The organism is Loktanella sp. Alg231-35 (assembly GCF_900143545.1).
Lineage (GTDB): Bacteria > Pseudomonadota > Alphaproteobacteria > Rhodobacterales > Rhodobacteraceae > Yoonia.
Map to the genome: position 1 here is coordinate 329,637 of NZ_FREV01000004.1, position 24,521 is coordinate 354,157.

General features: G+C 58.1%; 24 protein-coding genes. 14 read left to right on the plus strand and 10 right to left on the minus strand.

The window, feature by feature from the left end; translation table 11 throughout:
* Positions 1-94 precede the first annotated feature (94 nt).
* Positions 95-1,420 carry a hypothetical protein gene (locus DHN10_RS11545; RefSeq protein WP_108815469.1) on the plus strand — a complete coding sequence of 442 codons (1,326 nt, stop codon included), beginning with the start codon at positions 95-97 and terminating at the stop codon, positions 1,418-1,420.
* Entirely contained in the window at positions 1,417-2,256 is an 840-nt protein-coding gene (locus DHN10_RS11550) for a hypothetical protein (protein ID WP_108815470.1), read from the plus strand. Before DHN10_RS11545 ends, DHN10_RS11550 begins: the two co-directional genes overlap by 4 nt.
* On the opposite strand, the gene DHN10_RS11555 is transcribed toward DHN10_RS11550, so the two are convergent.
* Positions 2,243-3,157, minus strand: coding sequence for a LysR family transcriptional regulator (locus DHN10_RS11555; protein WP_108815471.1), 915 nt, complete (start codon positions 3,155-3,157; stop codon positions 2,243-2,245). The two genes, DHN10_RS11550 and DHN10_RS11555, sit on opposite strands and share 14 nt — an antisense overlap.
* Before the next feature lie 104 nt (positions 3,158-3,261).
* Between DHN10_RS11555 and DHN10_RS11560 the strand changes: the two genes are divergently transcribed.
* The gene (locus tag DHN10_RS11560; protein ID WP_159086987.1) at positions 3,262-3,882 is read left to right on the plus strand and encodes a class I SAM-dependent methyltransferase; all 621 of its coding nucleotides are present in this window, start codon (positions 3,262-3,264) and stop codon (positions 3,880-3,882) included.
* Between the two features lie 54 nt (positions 3,883-3,936).
* Here the strand turns inward: DHN10_RS11560 and DHN10_RS11565 are convergent, their stop codons facing one another.
* On the minus strand, positions 3,937-4,686 hold the full coding sequence (locus tag DHN10_RS11565) for a DUF1013 domain-containing protein (RefSeq protein WP_108815472.1): 750 nt from the start codon (positions 4,684-4,686) through the stop codon (positions 3,937-3,939).
* A 135-nt stretch (positions 4,687-4,821) separates the two neighbouring features.
* On the opposite strand from DHN10_RS11565, the gene DHN10_RS11570 reads away from it, so the two are divergent.
* On the plus strand, positions 4,822-5,451 hold the full coding sequence (locus tag DHN10_RS11570) for a ribonuclease T2 family protein (RefSeq protein ID WP_108815473.1): 630 nt from the start codon (positions 4,822-4,824) through the stop codon (positions 5,449-5,451).
* A gap of 52 nt (positions 5,452-5,503) precedes the next feature.
* Here the strand turns inward: DHN10_RS11570 and DHN10_RS20015 are convergent, their stop codons facing one another.
* Together DHN10_RS20015 and DHN10_RS11580 are read right to left on the minus strand one after the other, a co-directional pair.
* The gene (locus DHN10_RS20015; protein WP_234417117.1) at positions 5,504-5,815 is read right to left on the minus strand and encodes a hypothetical protein; all 312 of its coding nucleotides are present in this window, start codon (positions 5,813-5,815) and stop codon (positions 5,504-5,506) included.
* A 106-nt stretch (positions 5,816-5,921) separates the two neighbouring features.
* Positions 5,922-6,701, minus strand: a complete 780-nt coding sequence (locus DHN10_RS11580) for an alpha/beta hydrolase (protein ID WP_108815474.1) — start codon at positions 6,699-6,701, stop codon at positions 5,922-5,924.
* A 64-nt stretch (positions 6,702-6,765) separates the two neighbouring features.
* Between DHN10_RS11580 and DHN10_RS11585 the strand changes: the two genes are divergently transcribed.
* The 4 genes from DHN10_RS11585 (at position 6,766) to DHN10_RS11600 (ending at position 11,958) form a co-directional block, all read left to right on the plus strand.
* Positions 6,766-8,244: an NAD-dependent succinate-semialdehyde dehydrogenase gene (locus DHN10_RS11585; RefSeq protein WP_108815706.1), complete on the plus strand. Its 1,479-nt coding sequence runs from the start codon at positions 6,766-6,768 to the stop codon at positions 8,242-8,244.
* Between the two features lie 34 nt (positions 8,245-8,278).
* Positions 8,279-9,247, plus strand: a complete 969-nt coding sequence (locus DHN10_RS11590) for a glycosyltransferase family 2 protein (protein WP_108815475.1) — start codon at positions 8,279-8,281, stop codon at positions 9,245-9,247.
* 93 nt (positions 9,248-9,340) lie between these two features.
* Positions 9,341-9,877, plus strand: a complete 537-nt coding sequence (locus tag DHN10_RS11595; protein ID WP_108815707.1) for an RNA polymerase sigma factor — start codon at positions 9,341-9,343, stop codon at positions 9,875-9,877.
* Complete coding sequence (locus tag DHN10_RS11600) at positions 9,874-11,958, plus strand: vWA domain-containing protein (RefSeq protein WP_108815476.1); 2,085 nt, start codon at positions 9,874-9,876, stop codon at positions 11,956-11,958. Before DHN10_RS11595 ends, DHN10_RS11600 begins: the two co-directional genes overlap by 4 nt.
* Before the next feature lie 31 nt (positions 11,959-11,989).
* Here DHN10_RS11600 and DHN10_RS11605 read toward each other — a convergent pair whose 3' ends face one another.
* The 3 genes from DHN10_RS11605 to DHN10_RS11615 form a co-directional block, all read right to left on the minus strand.
* Positions 11,990-12,997, minus strand: a complete 1,008-nt coding sequence (locus DHN10_RS11605; RefSeq protein ID WP_108815477.1) for a serine hydrolase domain-containing protein — start codon at positions 12,995-12,997, stop codon at positions 11,990-11,992.
* A 77-nt stretch (positions 12,998-13,074) separates the two neighbouring features.
* Positions 13,075-13,758 (minus strand): helix-turn-helix transcriptional regulator, encoded by a 684-nt coding sequence (locus DHN10_RS11610; RefSeq protein ID WP_108815478.1) that lies wholly within the window; start codon positions 13,756-13,758, stop codon positions 13,075-13,077.
* Positions 13,759-14,124, minus strand: coding sequence for a VOC family protein (locus DHN10_RS11615; RefSeq protein WP_108815479.1), 366 nt, complete (start codon positions 14,122-14,124; stop codon positions 13,759-13,761). It abuts the gene before it with no gap.
* A 287-nt stretch (positions 14,125-14,411) separates the two neighbouring features.
* Between DHN10_RS11615 and DHN10_RS11620 the strand changes: the two genes are divergently transcribed.
* The gene (locus DHN10_RS11620) at positions 14,412-15,131 is read left to right on the plus strand and encodes a sterol desaturase family protein (RefSeq protein WP_108815480.1); all 720 of its coding nucleotides are present in this window, start codon (positions 14,412-14,414) and stop codon (positions 15,129-15,131) included.
* On the opposite strand, the gene DHN10_RS11625 is transcribed toward DHN10_RS11620, so the two are convergent.
* Positions 15,132-15,707, minus strand: coding sequence for a DUF1285 domain-containing protein (locus DHN10_RS11625; protein WP_108815481.1), 576 nt, complete (start codon positions 15,705-15,707; stop codon positions 15,132-15,134).
* A gap of 68 nt (positions 15,708-15,775) precedes the next feature.
* Between DHN10_RS11625 and DHN10_RS11630 the strand changes: the two genes are divergently transcribed.
* Genes DHN10_RS11630 through DHN10_RS11650 form a run of 5 tightly spaced genes read left to right on the plus strand, consistent with a single transcriptional unit; the run spans position 15,776 to position 23,404 of the window.
* Positions 15,776-16,783, plus strand: a complete 1,008-nt coding sequence (locus DHN10_RS11630; RefSeq protein ID WP_108815482.1) for an AAA family ATPase — start codon at positions 15,776-15,778, stop codon at positions 16,781-16,783.
* Entirely contained in the window at positions 16,780-17,652 is an 873-nt protein-coding gene (locus DHN10_RS11635) for a DUF58 domain-containing protein (protein ID WP_108815483.1), read from the plus strand. The genes DHN10_RS11630 and DHN10_RS11635 overlap by 4 nt, the downstream gene beginning before the upstream one ends.
* On the plus strand, positions 17,652-20,405 hold the full coding sequence (locus tag DHN10_RS11640) for a DUF4159 domain-containing protein (RefSeq protein ID WP_108815708.1): 2,754 nt from the start codon (positions 17,652-17,654) through the stop codon (positions 20,403-20,405). Before DHN10_RS11635 ends, DHN10_RS11640 begins: the two co-directional genes overlap by 1 nt.
* A complete protein-coding gene (locus tag DHN10_RS11645) occupies positions 20,405-22,471 on the plus strand; it encodes a hypothetical protein (protein WP_108815484.1) in 2,067 nt (688 codons plus the stop codon). Before DHN10_RS11640 ends, DHN10_RS11645 begins: the two co-directional genes overlap by 1 nt.
* Before the next feature lie 9 nt (positions 22,472-22,480).
* Positions 22,481-23,404 carry an endonuclease/exonuclease/phosphatase family protein gene (locus DHN10_RS11650; RefSeq protein ID WP_306419264.1) on the plus strand — a complete coding sequence of 308 codons (924 nt, stop codon included), beginning with the start codon at positions 22,481-22,483 and terminating at the stop codon, positions 23,402-23,404.
* A 5-nt stretch (positions 23,405-23,409) separates the two neighbouring features.
* On the opposite strand, the gene DHN10_RS11655 is transcribed toward DHN10_RS11650, so the two are convergent.
* Both DHN10_RS11655 and DHN10_RS11660 read right to left on the minus strand, forming a co-directional pair.
* Positions 23,410-23,748: a hypothetical protein gene (locus DHN10_RS11655; RefSeq protein WP_108815485.1), complete on the minus strand. Its 339-nt coding sequence runs from the start codon at positions 23,746-23,748 to the stop codon at positions 23,410-23,412.
* Complete coding sequence (locus tag DHN10_RS11660) at positions 23,745-24,443, minus strand: DUF599 domain-containing protein (RefSeq protein ID WP_108815486.1); 699 nt, start codon at positions 24,441-24,443, stop codon at positions 23,745-23,747. Before DHN10_RS11660 ends, DHN10_RS11655 begins: the two co-directional genes overlap by 4 nt.
* Positions 24,444-24,521 lie beyond the last annotated feature (78 nt).

Consider the following 24,521-nt stretch of genomic DNA (forward strand, 5'->3'; position numbering starts at 1 on the left):
CAAACCGATCAATACCCAGATATTGCCATAACTTCGCACATCACCTGCCCCAATCGGCATCTAGTCAGGCCAGGCAACAAGAGATTTGCCTGACATGACCAACGACTACCGCCAAGAACAATTCGCTGAACGCCTGCGTCGGATCGAAGAGCAGCGCACTGGCGCGCCGACCACACCGGGGCAAGATGCGCGGCCGCAGCCGTCCTCCAACTACGGGTATGGCGTAGAGCAAGAAGATCACCGGATACGCAACGGCATCATCTGGGCATTCATTTTTGCGGCCCTTGGCACGGGCGGCTACTATGGGTGGAAGGCTTTGCCGCAGGACATGGTTGATGCACTCGCAGGTATGGCGTCCACGTCCGAAAGCACGATGCAGACAGCAGGCGTCGCGTCGATCTCGGCGGGTTCTCCGCCAACGCGTGAAACAGCGCTGATGTCGGATCAGGGGCCAACATTGGCTTCACCGCTGGTCGCCAATCAAAGCCCTGAGCCGCTAGAGCTTGCCGCGATCACCGATACAGCAGACCTGCCCACGGGCGACACGCCCATCGGGCAGTTGATCGGATTTGACCGCAACGCGATGTGCGATCTGCGCCAACCTTTGCCAACCGAAAAGGTCATGAACCTGCGCATTCAGACGGCGCTGATAACCGCCCCAGTGCAGGCCTTTTCGCAAGAACAACTGGCCAATCGCCTGATCGATAACATCGAAAACGTCACGCAAGACGGGCGCGCCTATGATGCCACAGCGCAGGTAACCGGGCAAAAGACGGCGATGGATGTCTTTGTGACCGATAGTTCTGCCCCTATCTATCTGGTGTTGCAAAACCTCGGGCCGGGTGTGATTTGGAACATCCACACGGCCCCTGACGTGACGATTGCGCATGTGGCGATTGTTTCTTCCGGCTATTCCGGGTTGGTCGCCCCGCCCAATGACGCCAGTTTTGAGGCCTTGCTGGTCAGTGACTTTGTCTCGCGTCACGAGTTTGGCGCAGATGATGTTGTTCGCGAGTGCATGATCCGGCCCTGGCGCAAACCACAAGCTGACTGGATTGCCTCGATCAAGGCGGCGGACGGCAATATGCTGTATGAAAATCAGGTCCATACCTATCAGAAAGGGTATGACGCCTATAACGCATGGTTCACCCAGACCTTAGGCGTTGATGCCAGTACGCACCTTGTCACAGCCCGTGATGCCGCACATGCGTTGCTAGGCCCTGTGCCCGCTGAACCCATCGCCTATCAATCCATGGCTGGTCAGGATGTCTATGTCATGCGCACCGACCATATGTTCACCGGTGATACGGCGACGCGGCAATCGACTACTGATGATCTGCATGACAGCTTGCTTTTGGCGGCAATTGGCGGGGGTATCGATGCCCTGAACCCTGATCCAATGGTGGAGGTGTCACAATGACAGGTCTGCGCGTGATCATGTTTGTTGTTGGGTTGCTGATTGCAACGCCCTTCATTGCGCTAAACGTCTGGGGGCTGCAAATGACGCTGTGGGTGGATGAGGTCACAGCCCAGAACGAGGCTGTCCTCAACGGCAACGCCGAAGACGTGATCATCCCACCGATGCCGGAAACCCCGCCAAGCTGGATCAGGGGCCGCGCCGAGGTACGCGATACATTTTCGACCGAGGCCATCAACGCGCGGCGGCTGATCAACATCGAAGAAATCGTCGCATTTGAAGATCTGTTGACCACCGACGAAGACATGCCTGACGAAGAATTGCATGCGCTCTATGCCACGGCACGTGCCCCCGCACGCCTAATGGCCTATTGCACCGACGTTCTGGCTACGGTTGGCACAACCTGCGACATTGTCTATTCAAGCGTCCGCCTGAACCGCACTGGCAAATACGAATTGACCGGCAGGCTCGGCTTTGTCCCGCGTGCAGAGTTTGGCGATCCTTCTGCGGTCCAAAACGGTGAGATCGTGACGGCGCGCGTCCCATTGCCCTATGAAGGTAACGTCGGTCCGGCCAATGATGCCACGACGCGACAAGCGATCTTGCTGCAGGCGCAGGCGCTCTGTGACACTTTGCGTGCGCAACTGGGCAACTGTGTGCTTGCCAATGTCACTCTTGATGTGCGCGAACTGTGGATCACCGATCTGGAAGCCCTGCCCGCGGGTACCAATCCGCAACGGCTTGAGGCCACGGTCGGCTTTGCGGTCTATGCGGATGAAACAGCGCTCAACCGCCGCAGCTTTCAGGACATGCTGGATCAGATGGTTAATCCAAGCTGACCCGTGCTGCGCGCGGCGATTGAAACGCCCCGGCCAAAGCGTCAAAAACGGTCCTGATCCGGCGACTGGTCTTGAGTTCCCGATGTGTGGCCAGCCAGATCGGGAATTCGATTGGGTCCTGATCGATCAAAATCTGCTCGATACCAGGCCTGTCGGGCCAAAGCCCATCCGGCCCAATGGCAACCCCAAGCCCAGCGCGCATCAATTCCCATATCACGACGCCACTGTCGGAATTGGCTTTGAACTGGTCGGGTGACAGTTGGATGCCCCGGTCTTTAAGAAAGGACAGCATCTGCGTGGTGTCACGCGGCCCGACAAAATCATGATCTTTCAGATCGTCGGTGGTTTGCGGACGCCCGTGATCATCCAGATACGTGGTCGCCGCATAGTACCCTGCCTGCGCATCGGCCAACTGGCGCGCAATCAGATCAGGTTGATCAGGGCGCACGTGGCGGATGGCGATATCGGCATCGCGCCGGGTCAGGTTCTCAAGCCGGTTGGACGCCACAATGTCGATGATCAGACCCGGCGCTTGTTTGCGCAGTTTTTTCAAAACCTGAGGCAGGAATGCCGCCGCGAACAGATCGCTGGCCGTGATTGACACCTTGCCCGCAACATCCTGACTTTGCCCTGCCGCAACCATCGAAATGCGGCTGGCCGCGTCGCCCATTGCTTGCACGTGTTCTAGTAAATCCTGCCCGGCAGAGGTGATCACCAGTGACCGCCCTGCCCGCTCGAACAGGGTCACGCCAAGGTCTTGCTCTAACGCGGCGACCTGACGGCCCACGGTTGGCTGGGTTGACTGTAGTGCGCGGGCGGCGGCACTTAACGAGCCTTCTTCCGCCGTGGCGAGAAACGCGCGGATTTGGTTCCAGTCGAATGAGACAGCCTGCCAATTCATACAATTGTGTATATCTGTTCGCCAAATTTTCGCAATTTATATTGAATTATTGCATAGGTATAGTTGTCGAGATCGCAAATATGACAGCCATAAAGGAACCTCCAATGGCCACCGCCACGTTTTGGGACAACGCCGCAAAGAAATATGCGGCCTCTCCGATCAAAGACATGACCGCCTATGAGGACACGCTGACGCGCACCCGCAGCGTCCTTCGTGCTGACGATCATTTGCTTGAAGTTGGCTGCGGCACTGGCAGCACCGCCATTCGACTTGCGCCATCCGTGAAACGGATCACTGCCACCGATATCTCTGGCAAGATGCTGGCGATTGCCGACGGCAAGATTGCGGGTGATGGCCCCCATAACATCAATTTCGTGCAGTCCGAGATCACCAAACCGCTGGCCGACGCACCTTTCGATGCAATCTGCGCGTTCAGTATCCTGCATCTGGTAGATGACCTGGACAAGACGCTGCTGCACTTGCGCAGCCAGCTTAAGCCCGGCGGGCACGTCATCTCAAAGACCACCTGCCTGAGCGACATGAATTCTCTGATCAAACCGATGATCAAGGTGATGCAGTTCTTTGGCAAAGCCCCGCATGTGCTGGTGTTTGATGCACAAACACTTGAGGCAAGCTTCCGCAAAGCGGGATTTGATGTGGTCGAAACGGGCTATTTTGGCAAGAATACCTCGGCGCGGTTCATCGTGGCGCGACGCCCGGAATAGCAAAAGGGCGCCCCAGTTGGGACGCCCTTTTTCATGGTCAAGATTTGCGCGCGATCAGTCTTCGCTGTCGGCGTCATCGGGCAGGTTGAAGAAGCTGTCGGCGTCAGACACGTCGCGCGTATCTTCTTCTTCCTCATCATCACGTGGATCAGACAGGCTGAATGTTTCAAGACCAGCCATCGCACTTGGCATCTTAGGCTCGGCGGGCATGCCCAGCGACTGCTCTGTGCTGACCAGCTTGCGACGCTCGTCGTCTGTCATCGCCTCACCATCTTTGGCCTTCTTGGCGTTGGCCTTTTGCACGGCTGCATCCAGTTCAGACTGCTTACACAAGCCAAGAGCCACCGGATCGATTGGTTCGATGTTATTGATGTTCCAGTGCGTGCGCTCGCGGATCGCCTGAATGGTTGGCTTGGTTGTGCCGACCAGTTTGGAAATCTGACCGTCTGTCAGTTCCGGGTGGAATTTCACCAGCCAGTAGATCGACGCAGGGCGATCCTGACGCTTGGACAGGGGGGTATAGCGCGGGCCACGGCGTTTTTCCTCGCCAGCGGCAGCCGCATAGAACTTCAGCTTCAGCTTGTGCATCGGGCTGGCTTCTGCCTTGTCAATCTCTTCCTGTGTAAGCTGGTTGTTGGCAATCGGGTCAAAGCCCTTCACGCCAGTTGCCACATCGCCATCGGCGATGCCCTGCACTTCCAGCTCGTGAAAGCCGCAGAAATCGGCGATCTGCTTGAAGGTCAGCGTTGTGTTGTCGCAAAGCCAGACAGCGGTGGCTTTTGCCATAATTGGTTTATCGGACATCTTTCATCTCCATCTTATCGGCAGACAAGCCTTTCCCGCGCCCTTACTTGGGCAGACTGTAGTCACAGCCGGGTTCGCATTGTCGGGGAACTTGACGTCTATATAGTGATGGCTGCACCGATAGGAAAGATCAAAATGCGACGACTGTTTATCTTGCTTTGTTTGCTTGCCTCCCCTGTTGCAGCACAGGACCGGGCGGGCACATTTGATTATTACGTGCTGTCGCTGTCGTGGTCGGCGAATTGGTGTGCCCTGGAAGGTGATGAGCGGGGCTCGCCCCAATGCGATCCGTCGGCGGATTTCGGTTGGATCCTTCATGGGTTGTGGCCGCAGTACGAACGCGGCTATCCGGCTAATTGTGCCAGCAGTGAACGCGCGCCCAGCCGCAGCGACACGAGCGCGATGGCCGATATCATGGGCACGTCTGGGCTAGCATGGCACCAATGGCGCAAACATGGGGTGTGTTCGGGGTTGTCATCGGACGACTACTTTGCCTTGTCCCGCGAGGCGTATGGCCGGATCAACAGACCTGCTGTCTTTCGCGACCTCACCCGTGACGTGACCTTGCCTGCCTCTTTGATTGAAGAGGCATTCATGCGTGATAACCCCGCGATGCAGGCCGATCAGATCACCATCACCTGCAAATCAGGCCATATCCAAGAAGCCCGCATCTGCCTGACCCGTGATCTGGAGCTACGCACCTGCGGCGATGACGTAATCCGCGATTGCGCTATGACGGACGCCGTGTTCAACGCCATGCGCTAACGCAAAAGGCACCGCAAAACGGTGCCTTTCCAAACTTTCAATCGATGCCAGATCAGGAGTTGGTTGGTTCCGGTTCCGCAGGAACCCGCGATCCGTCCTTTAGGATGATTTCGCCACGCGTGTCCTGGCACCGTGGTTTGCCGTCGCGGGTCAGGCGTGGTGTCATGAATCCTTCGATCCCGTCATCAAGATACCAGTGCTGGCACCCGTCAGGGTCCACCCAGACGTTAGCAATGCCATCACGCAGAAGTCCGCCATCAAGGCCCCCGTCCGTGACATCATTGTCATCGTTGAATGACCGCTCACATGCAGCAAGCGCACCAAGTGCAAGGCACAACATTACACTACGTCTAAAACCAACCATTACATCTCATCCATGTTGGGCGCGATTCGCGCTTTTCTCATTGCTACACACCATATGTTGAGATTGCGTGCAGGTCTACTCGCAGGGGCCTGTCTTTAAGGAAGGTTCAGCCCGCGCCGACGACGGCGTTGGTCAGTGCGCTGTCGGGATCGGCAAGGTCTTCGATCACACTGAAATGATGATGTGCGTCCGCGACAACCTTGGTGCAATCCCAAGCGGCACGCAGGGCTTCTGCCTGTTCCAGAAACACAGGTCGTTCGTGGGCGCCAACCCAGACGGTCACTGGCATTGAAGGCGCAGGCAGATGCATCGGACTTTGCGTTTGTGCCTCTTCATAATCGATTTTCAAGTCGGCATTCATTGATGTGTTCATCAGCGGTGCAAGATCAGCGATCGGCGAAATAGCCACTGCGCGCGCAACCCGATCCTGCCAAGCGGCGCCAGCGCGCGGCGCAGTCATAAGCGCTGCCAAATGCCCACCAGCGGAATGACCTGTTAGGCAGATCGGGCCCAGCGCCCGGTCACTGACACATTGCAGGGCCGCAGCAATCTGATCACCAATCTGGGTGATCCGCACATCGGGGCAAAGGTCGTATGACGGCATCGCCACCGCCCACCCATGTGCCATGGGGCCTGCCGCCAGATGGGACCAATAGGCTTTATCAAACCGCAGCCAGTATCCACCATGCACAAAAAGAATGACACCTTTGGCCAGTCGGTCGGGGTGAAAAAGGTCAAACCGCTGACGCGGGCCTTCGCCGTAGGGCAAATCAATCTCGCAGCGCACCGACGCGCGAAAGGCAGCTGCCGCCGCAGCCCACTTTTCAGGATAAGCATCCGCACCCGGAATATGCGCGGCATTTGCGTAGGCGTCGTCCCAATCCATCACATCCCCCTTTACGGCAGCGCCTTGCGTAGGTCAGATAGCGCCAAACCTAATGGAGGCTACCATGCTTGACGACACCACCAACCTCAAATCCATGCTGACGCGTCCCGATTTGGTCTGCGCGGAGGCATTTGTCGCAGGTAAATGGGTGCAGGCCGCCAGTGGCAAGACCTTTGATGTCACCAACCCCGCACGCGGCGATGTGATTGCCCAGGTGCCTGACCTGTCCCGCGAAGAAGTAGCAGAGGCCATCTCCGCCGCAGAAGTCGCCCGCAAACCTTGGGCCGCCCTTGCCGCAAAAGACCGCGCCAAGGTACTGCGCAAATGGTTTGATCTGATGATGGCCAATCATGAAGACCTTGCCATCATCATGACCGCCGAGCAGGGCAAACCGCTGGCAGAGGCGCGCGGCGAGGTCGCATATGGCGCGTCCTTCGTGGAATGGTTCGGCGAAGAGGCAAAGCGCATCTACGGTGAGACGATCCCCGGCCATATGCCGGACAAACGGATCACCGTCATCAAGCAGCCCATCGGAGTTGCTGCTGGCATCACCCCCTGGAATTTTCCCAATGCGATGATCGCGCGCAAGGTGGCGCCGGCCTTGGCGGCAGGGTGTTCCTTCGTGGCCCGGCCAGCCTCGCTGACGCCGCTTTCGGCGCTCGCCATGGCCAAACTGGGCGAAGAGGCGGGCATTCCAAAAGGTTTGCTGTCCGTTGTGACGTCGACTTCATCTTCGCAAGTCGGCAAGGAGTTCTGCGAGAACCCGCTTGTGCGCAAGCTCACCTTCACAGGCTCAACAGAAGTAGGACGCATCCTGCTGAAACAGGCTGCAGATCAGGTCATGAAATGTTCGATGGAACTGGGCGGCAATGCGCCGTTCATTGTCTTTGATGATGCCGATCTGGATGCCGCTGTCGAAGGGGCTATTGCCTGCAAGTTCCGCAACAACGGGCAAACCTGCGTCTGCGCCAACCGTATTTATGTGCAAAAGGGCGTCTACGATGCCTTTGCCGCGAAGCTGAAGGTCGCAGTCGAAAACCTGCATGTTGGCGACGGCCTATCGGATGGCACAACGCTTGGCCCACTGATTGAACCGGCGGCTGTGGATAAGGTGCAGGAGCACCTTGATGATGCCTTGTCCAAAGGGGGCGAAATCCTGACAGGCGGCAAACCTCATGCCTATGGCGGGCAGTTCTTTGAGCCGACAATCGTGACCAATGCGACAACCGAAATGATGGTCAGTGTTGACGAAACCTTTGGCCCATTTGCCCCGTTATTCATGTTTGAAGACGAAGACGATGTGATCGCCAAGGCCAATGACACAATCTTTGGCCTCGCCTCCTATTTCTATGCCAAGGACCTTAGCCGCGTGACCAAGGTCGCCGAAGCGCTGGAATACGGGATTGTCGGCGTGAACACCGGCATCATCTCAACCGAGGTGGCCCCATTTGGCGGGGTCAAACAATCCGGTCTGGGCCGTGAAGGATCCAGCCATGGGATTGAGGATTATCTTGAGATGAAATACATCTGCACCTCAGTTTGATACCGCAGGGCACGACAGCGCAAAGCGAGGATTGATGGCCAAAGACCTTTATACTGTTGTTTCCACAATGAAAAATGAAGGGCCGTTCATTCTTGAATGGGTGGCCCACTACAAAACCCTTGGTTTTGACAACATCATCGTCTGCACCAATGATTGTACCGACCCCACCGTCGACATTCTGCAACGCTTGCAAGAAATGGGGCTGGTCGTCCAGCACAACACCATTGTGCGCGGAGGCGGCATTCACCGCAGTGCCCTGCGACAGGCGACCCGTCGTTATGACATTGTCATCGATGCAAAGTGGGTCTTTATCTGCGACATTGATGAGTTCCTGAACGTCCATGTGGGGGATGGATCGGTCCGGGCGCTGGTTGCTGAAACAGGGGACAATGTCGACGTCATCTCAGTGCCGTGGCGCAATTTCGGGCCTGACGGGCGTGAGGATTTCGTGGACGAACCGGTGACCGCGCAATTCACCAAGGGCGAATTGCCTTGGGATGCAAAGCTGCGACCCACCACAGGAAAATTCGTTAAATCACTTTATACCAATCAGGATAAATACCAGCGGGCAGGGTTGCACGCGCCGGTCGCCAAGAAAGAAATGGTGGATCAGATAGACTGGGTTCTGCCCGGAGGTGCGGCCTATGTCAAAAACGGCGAACGCACCAAGAACCCGCCCCTTTTTGAATTGGCTCAGGTCAACCATTACGCGCTGAAATCACTTGATAGCTATCTGGTGCAGCGCGCGCGGGGCCGGGCCAACCACACCAGCCAAACCATCGGGATGGAGTATTGGGAGCGGTTCAATCACAACGATGAAACCGATCTGACCATCAATCGCTATGCCAAGGCATCCAGCGCGCTATTGGCAGAACTGAAATCTGACAAGGTTCTGGCGGACCTGCATGAAAAAGCGGTCGATTGGCATCGCCGCAAGGCGCTGTCACTCAAGATGGACCCAGATATGGATGGGTTGGTCGCATCGCTGAGGGCAGCACTCTGAGGGTATTCGCACGGCGGGCGGGCAGCATCTGCAAAATTTTTGCCACTTCGCCAAGGATTGACCAATGGCGTGCGTCCAACCACCGTGATGCGCATGATGACAAACGATGAGGATTTGGCCGAAGCCGCCGCCGCCGGAGATGGCGTGGCGTTTGGAAGCCTGCTGGACCGGCACTATGATCGGCTGTTTGCGTTTTGCTTTCGTCTGACCGGATCACGCAGTGAAGCCGAAGACCTCACACAGGATATCTGCGCGGCCTTGCCGGCGAAACTCGCCAGTTATCAGCGCCGCGCCAAGGTGACGACATGGCTCTACCGGGTTGCGGTCAATGCCGCCCATGATCGCAGGCGCAAGCGGGCGACTTATACAAAGGCCACCGAAGGCTGGGGTGATTGGGAGATCAACCGCACGGCCGCCAATCAGGAAACCGATGCGCAACTGGATTGGCTGACGGTCGCAATGAACCAGCTTGGCGATGACCTGCGCGACACGCTGGCGCTGGTGCTGGACGATATGACCCATGCGCAGGCGGCGGATGTGCTGGGCATTTCGGAAGGCACCGTCAGTTGGCGCATCTCAGAGGCCAAGAAAATGCTGCGCGCGATCAAGCAAAAGGAGGACATGACATGACCGATGACCTCGACGATCTGAAATCTATGATGGCGGACGCCACCCCGCGCCCGGATGCTGCGCGCCGTGCCGAAAACCTCGCACTTGCACAAAGAAACTTCGACGCACTCCAAGGATCACAGGGTGACGCACGTCCCACTGCTGGAACCGGCCCCAAGGGCCTCTGGACAGGAGTGAAGACGATGATGAACGCAATGACATCCAAAGGCGGGCTGACCGCGACAACGGCACTGGTCGCCTGTGGTTTTCTGATCTTGACACCGCAAGGGCAGGGTTTGCTGCGTCCGCCGTCACCGCCGCAGATCACAATGACAGAGTTTGATGGGACACTGCGTGGTCCGGTCGTTACAGAAACAGCCGTTGGCGAGATGCAAACAGCAGATGACGCCCCAGTTTCTGCAGTTCGGGAAGAAACCGCGCTCAAGACGCCAGCGACTGACCTAGCGTTCGAGAATTCCTCCGATACGGCAGAGGCAATGGCGTCTGATGCGGCGCCTCAGCTATCGGCATCGCCTCTGATCGACGCGCTCGAAGTGGCCCCGCCTGCCCCTCAGGACGAGATCGCAGAGAGCATTGCCTCAACCACAACGCGGATGCGAGTGGCTGGACAGGTCGCACCAACCGAAGCCATGCCAACTGCCCCTGCAGCCGTCACTCCAAAAGATGATTACCGCGTCGCGCCAACCCCTGACACCGAAGCCTTCGCCAACGCAGATAGCAACCCGCTGCAAATCACAGCTGAAACCCCGGTCTCAACCTTTTCAATCGATGTCGACACGGCCTCATATGCTGTGGTCCGGTCGTCCCTGATGCGGGGTCAACTGCCCCCATCAGAGGCCGTGAGGATTGAGGAGCTAATCAACTACTTCCCTTATGATTATGCCGCACCTGATACGAATGAAGCCCCCTTCCGGCCTACCGTGTCAACGTTTCAGACCCCTTGGAACGCGGACACCCAACTGGTCCACATCGCCTTGCAAGGCCAGATGCCTGCGATTGCAGATCGTTCCCCGCTGAACCTTGTTTTTCTGATCGACACATCCGGGTCCATGGATGACCCAGCAAAGCTGCCGTTGCTGAAACAGTCCTTTCGGTTGATGCTTGACCAGCTGCGCCCCGAAGATGAGGTGGCGATCGTCGAATATGCGGGCAGTGCCGGGCAGGTGCTTGCACCGACCGCCGCATCGGAGCGGACAACAATTTTGCGCGCGATCCAGTCACTTGGGGCCGGCGGGTCAACCAATGGCCAAGGCGGATTAGAGCAGGCCTACAGCGTGGCCGAGGGCATGGCCGAAAACGGTGAGGTCAGCCGAATCATTCTGGCCACCGACGGTGATTTCAACGTGGGTCTGAGCGATCCAAGTGCATTGACCGACTTTATCGCGGACAAGCGCGAAACGGGCACCTATCTGAGTGTGCTGGGCTTTGGCCGTGGCAATCTGGACGATGCCACGATGCAGGCGCTGGCACAGAACGGGAATGGCACGGCGGCCTATATCGACACGCTGTCTGAGGCACAAAAAGTACTGGTTGATCAACTATCCGGTGCGCTTTTCCCGATTGCAGGCGATGTGAAGGTGCAGGTTGAGTTCAACTCCGCCCAGATCGCTGAATACCGCCTGATTGGCTATGAAACACGGGCCTTGCGCCGGGAAGACTTCAACAATGATGCGGTAGATGCAGGAGAGCTTGGCGCCGGGCATTCCGTCACGGCGATTTACGAGGTGACCCCGGTAGGCAGCCCTGCACAGCTTAGCGATCCACTACGCTATGCCCCTGCCGCAACTGTAGCTGGTTCGGACGAGTTGGGCTTTCTCAAGCTGCGCTATAAGGCGCCGGGTGAGGCCGTCAGCCAGTTGATCCAGACACCGATCCGGCAAGCGGGTGGGCCGGACAGCGAGGCAAATTTCGCCACGGCCGTTGCAGGGTTCGGACAGCTTTTGCGGAACCCACAGTATCTGGGTGATTGGGGTTATGATGAGGCGATTGCCTTGGCAGCAGCGAACCGTGGTGAAGATGCCTTTGGCTATCGGACCGAGGCTGTGCAATTGATGCGTCTGGCCCAAAGCCTGTCGGAATAGAAGCAACAATTAAGGTGGATCATGATCCACCTTACCCCATCTGCTGCTGTGCCAATGGCAGAATCTGGCGCGCAATCAAGCGCTGCAAATCTCCAAAATGACCGCCACTGCGCGCAGGCCGCGTGGGATCTGATGTAATCACTGCCGTCAACGCAACATCAGGGGCCACACAGATGATCTGTCCGCCGTATCCCCGCGCCAAAGCGTAGTTCACGCCCGCCCCTTGGCCCAAAAACCAACCATACCCATAATTCAACCCGGAAAACGCAGACCGTGTGCGGCGCTGCATGGAACGTTCTACCCAATCAGCGCTCAAGACCTGCGCACCAAGATAGCGCCCGTTCCGACGATACATCTCACCAAAGCGCGCCATGGCTTCAAGCGTAAGCGCCATTTCATTGCCGCCCAGATAACGGCCTTGTGGATCGCGGGTCCATGCGGGGATTTCAAATCCCAACGGATCACCTAGGCGCTGGCGAGCGAGGTCCAGCAGCGACTGCCCTGACACCTCTGACAAGATCGCACCCAGCACGTGAAACGACCCGGTGGAATAGAGCATCCGCGAACCCGGTTCAGCCACAAATGGACGGCTGAGCGCGTCGGCCACCCAATCACGGCTGTTGACCCAAGGCCCATAGTTGGTCCCCGACGTGCGTTCCAACCCGGCCTGCATGGTGATCAGGTTTTTGATGGTGATATCCGCCACACGCGGGTCAGCGTCGCGGGGAATAAGGCGCGGAGCCGTTTGCCCCACAGTGGCGTCGAGTGACGGCAACTCTTTGCGATCAAGAGCCGCGCCGGTCAGCGCCGCAACAAAGGTCTTTGAAACTGATTTGATCGGGACAGGCCGATTGATGTTGGGGCCGCGAAAGACCTCTGACAGAACGGTCAGACCGGAATGCCGGACCAAGATGGCGCGGCATTGATCAAGGCTGCGCGCAGCGTCGGCGACATCAGCCCAAGCCGTGCCTTGCGCAATCGCGGGTGTTGCCAAGACCGCGCATCCGCATGCCAGAAAACTCCGTCGATCCATCACCATTCATCAAACCCAACCGTCTTACCAACCTAGGCTTACGTCATGATGTCCCAAAAGCCACCCTACACTTTTGTGAAGCTTCAGTGCTTGTAGGCACCGCTGTCGTAGAACGCCCGCAGGGTTTGATGTTTCTCGGGGCGGAACCGATCCAGCTCGGAAACGGCTGTAATCCGATCCAATCGAAACATCCGAAAATCATCGCGCAATTCGCACCAGCAAACGGCCGTCCAGACCTTGCCCCAGAACCACACACCCAAAGGCCGAACAACGCGGGCCGTCTGGCGTCCTTGTTCATCCTCATAGGTCATGTCCAGACGGGTTTGACTTTCCGACGCCGCCTCAAACCGGTCAAGGTGATCACGCCAATTGCCCCGCGTCCACGGCATGTCCATGACATGCACATTCACCTGCCCTGCCTGCTGCCGGGCGGCGGCAGGCAGCACTGCGTCGATCTTGACCAAGGCTTCTTGTGCTGCCGCCGCCATTTTGGTGCCACCCCATGTCTGCAAAATCCGGGCAGCGGCAACCAAAGCCACGATTTCATCCTGATTGAACATCAGCGGTGGCAAATCATAGCCGTCACGCATCAGATATCCGACACCTGCTTCACCTTCGATGGGCACACCTGATCCGATCAGATGCGCTATATCGCGGTAGATCGTGCGCGGCGTAACTTCCAATTTTTCGGCCAACTGTGCCGCCGTGGTCAGCCGACCGCCCCGCAGGAACTGCAATATCTGAAAAAGGCGGTCGGCGCGGCGCATTTAGCCTGCGGCCTCAAACAACCCGATGGAGTTGCCATCAAGGTCCTTGGCATAGGCAAATCTCCCAGCGGGGATCGCAATCGGCGGGCTGACAACCTCGCCGCCTGCTTTGGTGCAACGGGCAATGCCATCTTCAAGGGTGCCTTCAACGCCCAGATGAATGGTGTTCCCGCTATCGGGCGCAGGCTTGCCAGGGTAAAGATGTGCCCCAGCTGTGTTCTCCAAACCACCCAGCGTGGCCATAGGGTTGGGGCCAGAATTGTCGATCGTCATGTCGTAGCCAAAGACCTCATTATAGAAGGCCACAGACTTTTCCATGTCAGTGACAGGGATTTCGCCCCAAACGATAATTGCACGGTCAGCCATATCTCATCTCCCTACGAATTGGTTGATGAAGACGTTTAATCATACCCCTGCTGACAGCGTTATGTCAGCATGTTTTCAGGAGGGGTTGGAAATCCACTCAGGCCGCCCGTGGTTCTCTGACGTGGCTTGTCCTCGCGGGACACCCGCATCTGGAGCGCTGGCAAGTGCATGTGAACCGCACCGCCATGCATGCAACACCGTTACTGCGCTGGTCATTGACGTGGCGTCGGCATTGCCTGACGTTTGGGTCAATCATATCTTGACCTCACATCATTTGGGAGGCCGACATGATCGCAACTTTGCGTGTTTTGATGCATATGGGCAGTTTGCAACGGCTTTCGCCGTTTTGGCTGGCTGCTCTTGTCTGCTTTGTCGTGTTCTTTTCGCCCTGGATGATCCTGGCGGTCGTCTATGGCGCCATCGTCCAGTTCTTTGTTGAATATGCGATGCACCGTTTTCTGCTGCACCGCGAACCGCCCACCGATCAGGGCGTGTTCAACACGCTTTACCGCAGCCACATCGGCCATCATGAATTTCCGTCGGATGCAGAGTTCTTTACCGGCGATGATCATTGGTATCCGGTGCGCTTTGGCCTGCTGTCGGTTGCGCTGCACACGATCGTGCTTTGGCCGTTTGTGGGGCTTTCTGCGGCGGCCCTCTTTGCCTTTGTGGCACTGTTTCTGGGATCAGTTTGCGCATTCGCTTTCTATGAATACTGCCACACACTGGCGCATCTCAACGTCAAGAAAGGTTGGCTTGGCCAGCGGATCACCCGCACCCATCTGGCCCATCATTTTCAGGACCATGAAGCGACATTCCACGTCAGCTTTGGCATGGGATGGATTGACCGTTTGATGGGCACGCCGCATGATCCAGAGGCTGCCCGCGCCCGCTATGACCGAGAGACGATCCTGTCGATGGGCATGGACCCCGAAGACCTGCGCCTAGTCACTGCGCGCAAGGCTTATGGCGTCAAAAAAATGCCACGCAACGCAAAGCGCGCTTGATCATGGCAATTCGTCCGACGGGATAATCGGAAAGAAAACACCTTCTGAGCGGATGCCAAACCAGCGGCTGCCCGCATGATCGGCATGTTCGCAAAGCTCGACAAGACGGTAGAATGACTTGCGGTCTATGAGGGCCTCAAGGTTGGCACGCACCAGAATGTAGGGTGACGGCTCGCCCGTTTCGGCATCACGTTCAACGCGGATTGGGTGGTCAGGCCCGGCGATCATGACATCGCCGACGTTAGTTTCAAACGCAAGCCCCGCACCTTGTTTGTTGAAATCGACAGCAACGAAGGGGGCATCATCGACAGTAATCCCGACCTTTTCAACGGGAGTGACTAAGACATAGTCATCCCCGTCCTTGCGCAGAATAGTTGCGAACAAGCGCACCAGTTCAGGCCGTCCAATGGGTGTGCCCATGTAAAACCACGTGCCATCGCGTGCGATCCGCATATCAATATGCCCGCAATGAGGCGGATTCCACAGATGCACCGGCGGCAAACCGCCTTTTTGGGCGGCCCGTGCGCTTTGCGCGAGGCTTTCTGCAGATGGGGTCACAATCTTTTGTGTGGTCATTGTTTTTGCCATTGGGTGTGATGGGATTATCTGTTCCTATGACGATATAGCCTAACCGGAGGAATGTCATGGCCGCTGAGACCGATCTTGTTGCCCAAATCGAAGCATTGGGCACAAAGCTGATTGAGGCCCGCAGCAGCATCGCGGCCAGATTTATCGGCCAGACCCGCGTGGTGGACCTGACGTTGACCGCGCTTATCTGCGGTGGGCATGCTGTGTTGATTGGCCTGCCGGGGCTTGGAAAAACCCGCCTTGTCGATACGCTATCCACGGTCATGGGGCTGAAGGGCAACCGCATACAGTTTACCCCCGATCTGATGCCCGCAGATATCCTCGGCTCTGAGGTGCTGGAAACAACTGATGACGGCAAACGCGCCTTTCGCTTCATCGAAGGACCGGTCTTTTGTCAGCTACTGATGGCGGATGAAATCAATCGTGCCTCACCTCGGACGCAATCGGCACTACTGCAGGCGATGCAGGAAAAAGAAGTCACCATTGCCGGTGAACACCGATCCTTGGGCGTGCCGTTCCATGTGTTGGCCACCCAAAACCCGATTGAGCAAGAAGGTACCTATCCCTTGCCTGAGGCACAGCTTGACCGCTTTCTGGTCCAGATTGACGTGCCCTACCCGGATCGCGACACCGAAAAGGATATCCTGATCGCGACAACCGGCGTAGAAGAAGCGCAGTCAAAAGAGGTGTTCACCGCGCAGGAATTGCTGGATGCCCAGACACTGCTCCGCCGGATGCCAGTTGGCGAAAATATCGTCGAGATGATCCTCGATCTGGTCCGCGCCTGTCGCCCGGATGATGCCAACGCACCTGATCTGGTACGCCAGAATGTTAGCTGGGGACCGGGGCCGCGCGCGGCGCAGGCCCTGATGCTCACAGTGCGGGCGCAAGCCTTGCTGGAGGGGCGTCTTGCACCCTCGGCAGAAGATGTGCGCGCGATGGCCGTCCCCGTGCTTGAGCACCGGATGGCGCTATCATTTGCAGCACGCGCACGGGGCGAAAGCATCCATCATGTCATCAACACTGTTGCTGATCAGATCACAACAGTGGCCTCTGCCGCATGACAACACCCCTCACCCTCAGATCCGCAGCCGAGGCGCTTGCCGCTCCGCTGCCGCCACTTTTGGCGGAGGCAGAGCATTTGGCGACTGCGGTTTTGTTGGGGGATCACGGGCGCAGACGGGCCGGAACCGGCGACACGTTCTGGCAATACCGCCCCGCACAACCGCATGACGCAGCGCGCAGCATCGACTGGCGCCGCTCGGCCCGGTCGGATGCCAGTTTCGTGCAGGACAAGGAATGGCAGATCGCGCAATCAATCCTGCTGTGGGTTGATCAGGCGGCATCCATGTCTTTTCGCTCGGACGACAATCTGCCCACCAAGGCACAGCGCGCGCGCACATTGGGTCTGGCCACCGCCATCCTGCTGGCGCGCGGAGGGGAGCGTGTCGGCCTAACTGGCTTGCGCCTGCCCCCACGCAGGGGTGAAGCGCAACTGATGCAAATGGCCGAACTTTTGTCGCAAGACGGCGAAACCGACTATGGCGCGCCCGAAGCGCAGGGGATGCTGCCGCATTCGCGCGCATTTTTCATCAGCGACTTTCTGGGCGACATCCAACCCATTGAAGACGCGCTCTTGCGCGCGGCTGACCGCGGGGTCGGCGGTGCCCTGCTGCAGGTGCTTGATCCACAGGAAGAGGTCTTTCCCTTCGATGGGCGCACCATCTTTGAAAGCATGACCGGCGCGCTGCAACACGAAACGCTCAAAGCCAGCGATCTGAAGTCCCGGTATCTGGACAGATTAGCCGCCCGTAAGGACCGCCTACAGCATCTGGCCCGCACGACAGGCTGGCAATTCCAGACCCATCACACCGGTGAAAGCGCCACAAATGCCCTGCTATGGCTTTATGGCGCGTTGGAGCGTCGCGCCTGATGTGGTCGATCGGTCCCATAGGGTTTGCAGCACCATGGCTGCTGCTTGGTCTTATCGCCTTGCCCATCCTGTGGATCTTGCTGCGCGCGGTCCCGCCCGCCCCAATCCGCAGACGCTTTCCCGGTGTCGCCTTGCTGCTCGGTCTGGCTGACGACGATAATCAGACGGATCGCACGCCCTGGTGGCTGTTGCTGCTGCGCATTCTTGCGGTTGCGGCGGCGATCATTGGCTTTGCGGGCCCTGTTCTGAACCCACAAAATGCACGCAGCGGAGCCGGTGATCTGGTCATCATTCTTGATGGATCATGGGCCGGTGCGCCAAGCTGGCAAGCCCGGATCGACCGCGTTGATACGCTCTTGTCCGAGGCGGCGGTGGCTGACCGCCGCGCTGCGGTGATCAACCTCAACGACTTGCCTGTTGACGACATTCCATTCGCCGCGCCCAGTGCGTGGCAAAACCGCTTGCCCAACATCCAGCCGCAGCCGTGGCAGCCGTCAGATGCCGCCGCTTGGTTTGCCCAAACTGACGAGCGGTATGAGACTTACTGGATTTCCGATGGTCTGGATTGGGACGGACGCGCCGATCTGCTAGCTGCCTTGGAAGAACGTGGAACGGTGACGGTGTTCCAAACACCCCGCCAGACCGTTGGCCTGCGCCCCGCCCGGTTTGAGAACGGTGAAGTGCTTGTCTCGGCCACGCGTTCACCCATCGGCAATCCGCTGGATACAACTGTCACAGCCATCGGGCTGGACCCGGCGGGCGTTGAGCGTCAGCTTGCAACCGTTCCCTTGGTCTTTGCCCCCGGTGAGCCGATTGCGGAAACCGCGATGGTCCTGCCCCCTGAGCTGCGCAACCGCATCACCCGGTTTGAGGTTGGCGCCACCCGTTCCGCCGGTGCGGTGAGCCTGACGGACGATGCCCTGAAACGGCGCGAAGTTGCCTTGATCGCAGGGCGTGATGACCGCGAGGGATTGGAGCTGCTGTCGCCGCTCTATTATCTGCGCGAAGCGTTGGAACCGACCGCCGACATCATTGATGGCACGCTCGACGATGTCCTTCTGGCCAACCCTGACGTGATCATTCTGGCCGACGTAGCCAGCCTCGCTGGCAGCGAAAGCGATGCGGTATTGGAGTGGGTCGAGAGTGGTGGCATGCTGCTGCGCTTTGCGGGTCCGACACTGGCCGCATCCGATCAGGGCCGTATCGAAGAGGACCCACTGCTGCCTGTGCGTCTGCGCTCTGGCGGCCGCTCTGTTGGTGGCGCGATGAGTTGGGGCGAGCCAAAAACATTGGCCCCCTTTGCCGAAGACAGCCCCTTCTTTGGGTTGCCCATCCCCGACGATGTGACCGTCACCAGCCAGGTAATGGCGCAACCTGATCCCACTTTGGCGGACCGGGTCATCGCGCAACTCACTGATGGCACTCCGCTGGTCACACGCAAACTCAGCGGTGAGGGCCAGATTGTGCTGGTCCATGTCACGGCGAATGCAGAATGGTCCAGCTTGCCGCTCTCAGGGCTTTTTGTGCAGATATTGGAACGGCTCGCCGTTTCAACGCGTCCTGCGACCCCCGATGAGGCTGAACTTGCAGGCACCACCTGGTTGCCCGGTAAGGTGCTGGATGCTTTTGGCAGGCTTGAGGATGGTAGCGCCCTGCCCGGTGTAGCCGGTGAAGTGTTGGGCGCCGGTGTGCCAAGTGCCGCACTGCAACCGGGGCTCTATTCGGGGCGTGACAGACAGTTGGCCGTCAATGTGATCGGGTCCGAGACAACGCTGAGCGTAGCGGCGTGGCCTGCGCGGATCGCGATCGAAGGGATGGCCGTTGTGCGCGAAACCGCGTTGAAGGGCTGGCTACTCAGCGCGACCGTTCTGCTGCTTTTGTTTGATGTGATCGCCTCACTTGCCATCGGTGGCAGGCTGCGCGGACCGCGGGCTGATGTTGCGGCGGCTGCAGCACTGATGCTGTTGCTTGCCCCGCAGGCAGAAGCGCAAACGGCCGAAGAATTTGCCCTGCGTGCCACATCAGAGGTTGTTCTGGCGCATGTGCTGACAGGTGACCGCGAAACAGATGAAACCGCCGAGGCGGGCCTGCGCGGCCTGTCGCAGACCCTTTTCCGGCGCACCTCGATTGAACCGGCGGCGCCTTTGGGTGTGGACCTTGAAACCGATGAATTGGCCTTCTTTCCGATCCTCTATTGGCCCGTCACTGCCGACCAATCGCTGCCCAGTCGCGCGGCCTATGGCAAGCTGAACCGCTACCTGCGGTCCGGCGGGATGATCATGTTTGATACCCGCGATGCGGATACGGCGCGCTTTGGCTCTGGCTCGCCGGAGGGGCGCAAACTACAGGCCATCGCCCGGTCGCTGGATATTCCGCCGCTAGAGCCGATCCCATCGGACCATGTGCTGACCCGCACATTCTATCTGCTACAGGATTTTCCGGGACGTTATGCAAGCCGCGATGTCTGGGTCGAAGCCGCCCCCATTGGGGCCGAACAAGTCGAAGGCATGCCCTTCCGTAATCTCAATGATGGCGTCACCCCGGTGATCATTGGCGGCAATGACTGGGCGCGCGCATGGGCGGTGGACACCAGTGGGCGGCGTATGTTCCCCGTTGGTCGTGGCATGTCTGGCGAACGACAACGCGAGATCGCGCTGCGCTTTGGTGTGAACGTCATCATGCATGTTCTGACCGGCAACTATAAGTCCGATCAGGTGCATGTCCCTGATCTGCTGGATCGGTTGGGGCAGTGATGACAGGTGCGATTATCCTTGATCCGCTGATCCCGGTGGTTCTGCTGTTGGCCGTGACAGGGCTTGCGGTGCTTGCGTTCATCCTTGCCATCTGGCGGCGGCTGCCGGGCTGGTGGCTGCGTGGGCTGGCCGGGCTGGTCCTGCTTACCGCATTGGCCAACCCCGCTATTCAGCAAGAAGACCGCGAACCGCTGACCGATATCGTCATACTTGTGGTCGATAAAAGCGCCAGCCAGCGCATCGGCGCAAGGCCCGATCAGAATGCGGTGGCCATTACCAATATTGAGGCTGAACTGGCGCGCCAACCCAACACCGAGCTGCGCAAAGTGACACTTGGCGATGCCGAAGGTGATCTTGGAACAACCCTCATGACTGCCCTGTCCGAGGCATTGGCCGAAGAGCCGCAGGCGCGCATTGCAGGCATCATCCTTGTGACTGACGGACGCTTGCATGACATTGAACGCGCACCAGCCCTGACCGCGCCCATGCATACATTGCTCACTGGTGAACCAGAGGATTGGGACCGGCGACTGGTTGTCGAAAACGCGCCCGCCTTTGCGATCCTAGGGGAAGAAGTTAACCTGACACTGCGTGTCGAAGACCAGGGTGCCGCGCCCGAAAGCACGTCGGTGCCCCTGTCCATCGCGATTGATGGGGACACGCCCCTGGTCGTTCAGGTACCCATCGGTCAGGATATCCAACTGCCCGTCTCTCTGCCGCATGGCGGGATGAATGTGCTGCAGTTCAATATCCCCGAGGTCGAGGGGGAGTTGACCAATCGCAATAACGCCGCGGTTGTCCAGATTAACGGCGTGCGTGACCGCTTGCGCGTGCTGCTTGTGTCGGGCGAGCCGCATCCGGGGGAACGGACATGGCGCAACCTGCTGAAATCCGACTCTGCTGTTGATTTGGTGCATTTCACCATCCTGCGCCCGCCTGAAAAGCAGGACGGCGTGCCGGTGAATGAGTTGTCGCTGATCGCCTTTCCCACGCGAGAGCTTTTTCTTGAAAAGATCAATGATTTCGATCTTATCATCTTTGATCGCTACCGCCGCCGGGGCATTCTGCCCAGCGCCTACCTCGACAATATCCGCAACTATGTCGAACAGGGTGGTGCGGTGCTGATTTCATCCGGGCCGGAATATGGCTCTGCCGAAAGCATCTACCGTTCGCCATTGGGTGACATTCTGCCCGGTGCGCCCACGGCACGGGTCTTTGAAGAAGGATTTGTGCCGCAACTGACGGATATCGGCCAGCGACACCCGGTCACCGAAGGGTTGGACCTGCTATCGCCCAATCCAGACGGCGAAGGGCCGGGCTGGGGGCGTTGGTTCCGTTTGATTGATGTGTTGGTGCCAGAGGCCGCAACAACCGTCATGTCGGGTCTTGATGATCGTCCGTTGTTGATCCTCAACCGGATTGGTGAGGGGCGCGTGTCCTTGATGGCGTCCGATCATTCATGGCTATGGGATCGTGGCTACGAAGGCGGTGGCCCACAACTGGAGCTGCTGCGCCGTCTTGCGCATTGGATGATGAAAGAACCAGAGCTTGAAGAAGAGGCGCTGTGGGTTGAACCCACAGGACAAAGGATGCGGATCATCCGGCGCACCCTTGATCTGGAAACCGGTGATGTAACCGTGACCCATCCCGATGGCTCCGAGACCGTGCTGACGCTGGAAGAAGTGTCGCCGGGCCGGTTCGAGGCGCTGTGGGATGCGCCTGAAATTGGTCTTTATCGGCTAGATGATGGGGATGAGACCTCTGTCATAGCGCTTGGGCCTTCGGCCCCGCGCGAGTTTGAGCAAACCATCGCAAGTGCCGAAACACTGCAACCGCTGATCGACGGCACACGCGGTGGTGTCATGCAGATCAGCGAGGGTGATGTGGGCATCCGCACTGTGCGCGAAGGCCGCCCAGCGGCTGGGCGCGGTTGGATTGGCATCACGCCACGAGGGGCCTACCGGACTGCTGACATAAGTATCAATTCGCTGTTGCCGTCATGGGTTTATCTGTTGCTGGCATCACTGATGATCGTCGGCGCATGGCTGCGCGAAGGCCGCAGATAAATCCTGAGCATGGCGATGATAAGTACGATCCTCAAGACGTTTGCCTTCATCTTGATCGGTGTCGTGGCGCTGGTAGGTTGCCAAACCGTGTGCAATTCCGGCAATGCACCCTTGCCGCCAAATGACACGCAAACGCTGCGCGTGGCGACTTACATTGTCCATTACATCATACTAGGCCGCGAGACAGGCGCGTGGTCCGTCGGAGATTGGGAGCGGCGGAAAGGTCCGCTGGATATGGCCTTCAAGGAAATCGATGCTGATGTCATCGGCTTTCAGGAGATGGAAAGTTTTGCCAGAGGCAGTGGAAACGACACCAATCTGACGCTTGATTGGCTGCTGACGAACAACCCCAGCTATGCAGCAGCCGCCGTGGGTGATCCGGCCGCGTTTCCATCCACGCAACCGATCCTTTATCGCTCGGATAAACTGGCAGTCCTTGATCAGGGTTGGTTCTTTTTCTCTGAAACGCCCGATGTGATCTATTCGCGCACCTTCAATGGGTCTTTCCCCGCCTTCGCATCTTGGGCGCAGTTCGCAGATCAAGCCAGTGGAGAGGTCTTCCGAGTTGTGAATATCCACACCGACTATGCCAGCCTGTCGAACCGGCAGAAGTCGATCGCGCTGGTAGCAGAGCGCATTGCACCATGGATCGCGCAAGGCGAAACTCTGTTTGTGATTGGGGATTTGAATGCGCGTCTTGGCGGCAGGCTGGTGAACACTCTGGAAGACACCGGACTGTCGTTTGCGCCAGTTAGCGGGGCAACCTATCACTTCAATCGGGGGATCAATCTGTTTGGCGCGGTTGGTCACATCGCAAGCACGGATCATGCCCAATTGGTCGGCGACCCCATCGTCCTGCGCAAGAAATACGCCGGAGAATGGCCAACCGATCACTACCCACTTGTTGCAGATTTTCAGTTGGGCAACCGCTGAACGCGTTACTGCGTTAGGTCCACTTCAAACAGGGTCTCTGACCAACCATCAACGTTGCAGCGTGCGCGCACAAAGATCGTTGTTGTGCCGGCGGGGATGTCCACACCTGACAGCGACCGGGTGAAGGGTTGTTCGTTCACATGCGGGTGCGCCAGCTCTCGGATACCAAGGCTGTTGCCATCGGCGTCCAGCACCTCCCAGCCATCGGCATAGTGATCCCAACCGGTATCAGGATGCGACAAAGTCACGCTGACGTTCGAACCATTGACCGTAACGGCTTCAACAACCGGTACATCGGCAAAGGCAGGGCCGGCGAGGAAGGCAATCAGGGCAAGGCATCTCATGATCTGTCTTCTAGCAGAATTGAGCGGGGCAGTGATGCAAATTCGCGTGACCACAAAACCCAAAGCACGATGCAGGTCGCAATGATCAGGGCAATGGGCCCCAAAAGCCAAGCCAACGCACCCATTGCAAAATACATGCCCCGCAGTCCGCGATTGAAATTGATGGCGGCGCGGATATTCAATTCCGCAGCCTGTGCTGCGCGGGGGTGCGCTGCGGGATCATTGGGGTCATTGGGTACAGCGGCCATCAGAACGGCGCAGTAGCCAAAGACACGATTGGCCCAGACAAATTTCAGGAAGGCGTTGGTCAGAAAGAGCGCTACAAGCCCCAACTTCAACTGAAAAACCAAGATAGGCACGGGCATCTCGGTCACTTCGGCGGCCAATCCACTAAGCGGTTCAGTATTGCCTGCCAATGCCAGAACCCCGCCGACGGCCAACAGACATGTAGAAGCAAAGAAGGCTGTCCCCTGCCTTAGGCTGGCCAATATCTGACTGTCAAAGATACGCGGATCGCGGGTAACAAAGACCTTCATCCAGCTGCGGCGCTCTTCGGACATCAGCACAGTCACGGACGGACGCTTGGCGCCGGGGTGTTCGATCAACCAGCCAATCGCAAACCAAACCACAACAATCAGGCCAACGGCGCATAAATCGAGCGGGGCCAGCAAGGCCAGATGATCAAATAATCTCATAATCGCTGGTGTAGCCTTTTGACATTAGACTTGCCAGATCGCAAAATTGGTAATATATTCTTACCAATATTACAGATT

Bases quoted from the DNA above. Each gene is read 5' to 3' on its own strand.
- DHN10_RS11615 (WP_108815479.1), bottom strand. From the start codon at position 14,124: ATGGCTGACCGTGCAATTATCGTTTGGGGCGAAATCCCTGTCACTGAC.
- DHN10_RS11560 (WP_159086987.1), top strand. From the start codon at position 3,262: ATGGCCACCGCCACGTTTTGGGACAACGCCGCAAAGAAATATGCGGCC.
- DHN10_RS11655 (WP_108815485.1), bottom strand. From the start codon at position 23,748: ATGAGATGCCTTGCCCTGATTGCCTTCCTCGCCGGCCCTGCCTTTGCC.
- DHN10_RS11580 (WP_108815474.1), bottom strand. From the start codon at position 6,701: ATGGATTGGGACGACGCCTACGCAAATGCCGCGCATATTCCGGGTGCG.
- DHN10_RS20015 (WP_234417117.1), bottom strand. From the start codon at position 5,815: ATGGTTGGTTTTAGACGTAGTGTAATGTTGTGCCTTGCACTTGGTGCG.
- DHN10_RS11545 (WP_108815469.1), top strand. From the start codon at position 95: ATGACCAACGACTACCGCCAAGAACAATTCGCTGAACGCCTGCGTCGG.
- DHN10_RS11625 (WP_108815481.1), bottom strand. From the start codon at position 15,707: ATGACCACACAAAAGATTGTGACCCCATCTGCAGAAAGCCTCGCGCAA.
- DHN10_RS11585 (WP_108815706.1), top strand. From the start codon at position 6,766: ATGCTTGACGACACCACCAACCTCAAATCCATGCTGACGCGTCCCGAT.
- DHN10_RS11650 (WP_306419264.1), top strand. From the start codon at position 22,481: ATGGCGATGATAAGTACGATCCTCAAGACGTTTGCCTTCATCTTGATC.
- DHN10_RS11635 (WP_108815483.1), top strand. From the start codon at position 16,780: ATGACAACACCCCTCACCCTCAGATCCGCAGCCGAGGCGCTTGCCGCT.
- DHN10_RS11605 (WP_108815477.1), bottom strand. From the start codon at position 12,997: ATGGTGATGGATCGACGGAGTTTTCTGGCATGCGGATGCGCGGTCTTG.
- DHN10_RS11630 (WP_108815482.1), top strand. From the start codon at position 15,776: ATGGCCGCTGAGACCGATCTTGTTGCCCAAATCGAAGCATTGGGCACA.
- DHN10_RS11590 (WP_108815475.1), top strand. From the start codon at position 8,279: ATGGCCAAAGACCTTTATACTGTTGTTTCCACAATGAAAAATGAAGGG.
- DHN10_RS11595 (WP_108815707.1), top strand. From the start codon at position 9,341: ATGATGACAAACGATGAGGATTTGGCCGAAGCCGCCGCCGCCGGAGAT.
- DHN10_RS11640 (WP_108815708.1), top strand. From the start codon at position 17,652: ATGTGGTCGATCGGTCCCATAGGGTTTGCAGCACCATGGCTGCTGCTT.
- DHN10_RS11660 (WP_108815486.1), bottom strand. From the start codon at position 24,443: ATGAGATTATTTGATCATCTGGCCTTGCTGGCCCCGCTCGATTTATGC.
- DHN10_RS11600 (WP_108815476.1), top strand. From the start codon at position 9,874: ATGACCGATGACCTCGACGATCTGAAATCTATGATGGCGGACGCCACC.
- DHN10_RS11620 (WP_108815480.1), top strand. From the start codon at position 14,412: ATGATCGCAACTTTGCGTGTTTTGATGCATATGGGCAGTTTGCAACGG.
- DHN10_RS11645 (WP_108815484.1), top strand. From the start codon at position 20,405: ATGACAGGTGCGATTATCCTTGATCCGCTGATCCCGGTGGTTCTGCTG.
- DHN10_RS11550 (WP_108815470.1), top strand. From the start codon at position 1,417: ATGACAGGTCTGCGCGTGATCATGTTTGTTGTTGGGTTGCTGATTGCA.
- DHN10_RS11555 (WP_108815471.1), bottom strand. From the start codon at position 3,157: ATGAATTGGCAGGCTGTCTCATTCGACTGGAACCAAATCCGCGCGTTT.
- DHN10_RS11570 (WP_108815473.1), top strand. From the start codon at position 4,822: ATGCGACGACTGTTTATCTTGCTTTGTTTGCTTGCCTCCCCTGTTGCA.
- DHN10_RS11610 (WP_108815478.1), bottom strand. From the start codon at position 13,758: ATGCGCCGCGCCGACCGCCTTTTTCAGATATTGCAGTTCCTGCGGGGC.
- DHN10_RS11565 (WP_108815472.1), bottom strand. From the start codon at position 4,686: ATGTCCGATAAACCAATTATGGCAAAAGCCACCGCTGTCTGGCTTTGC.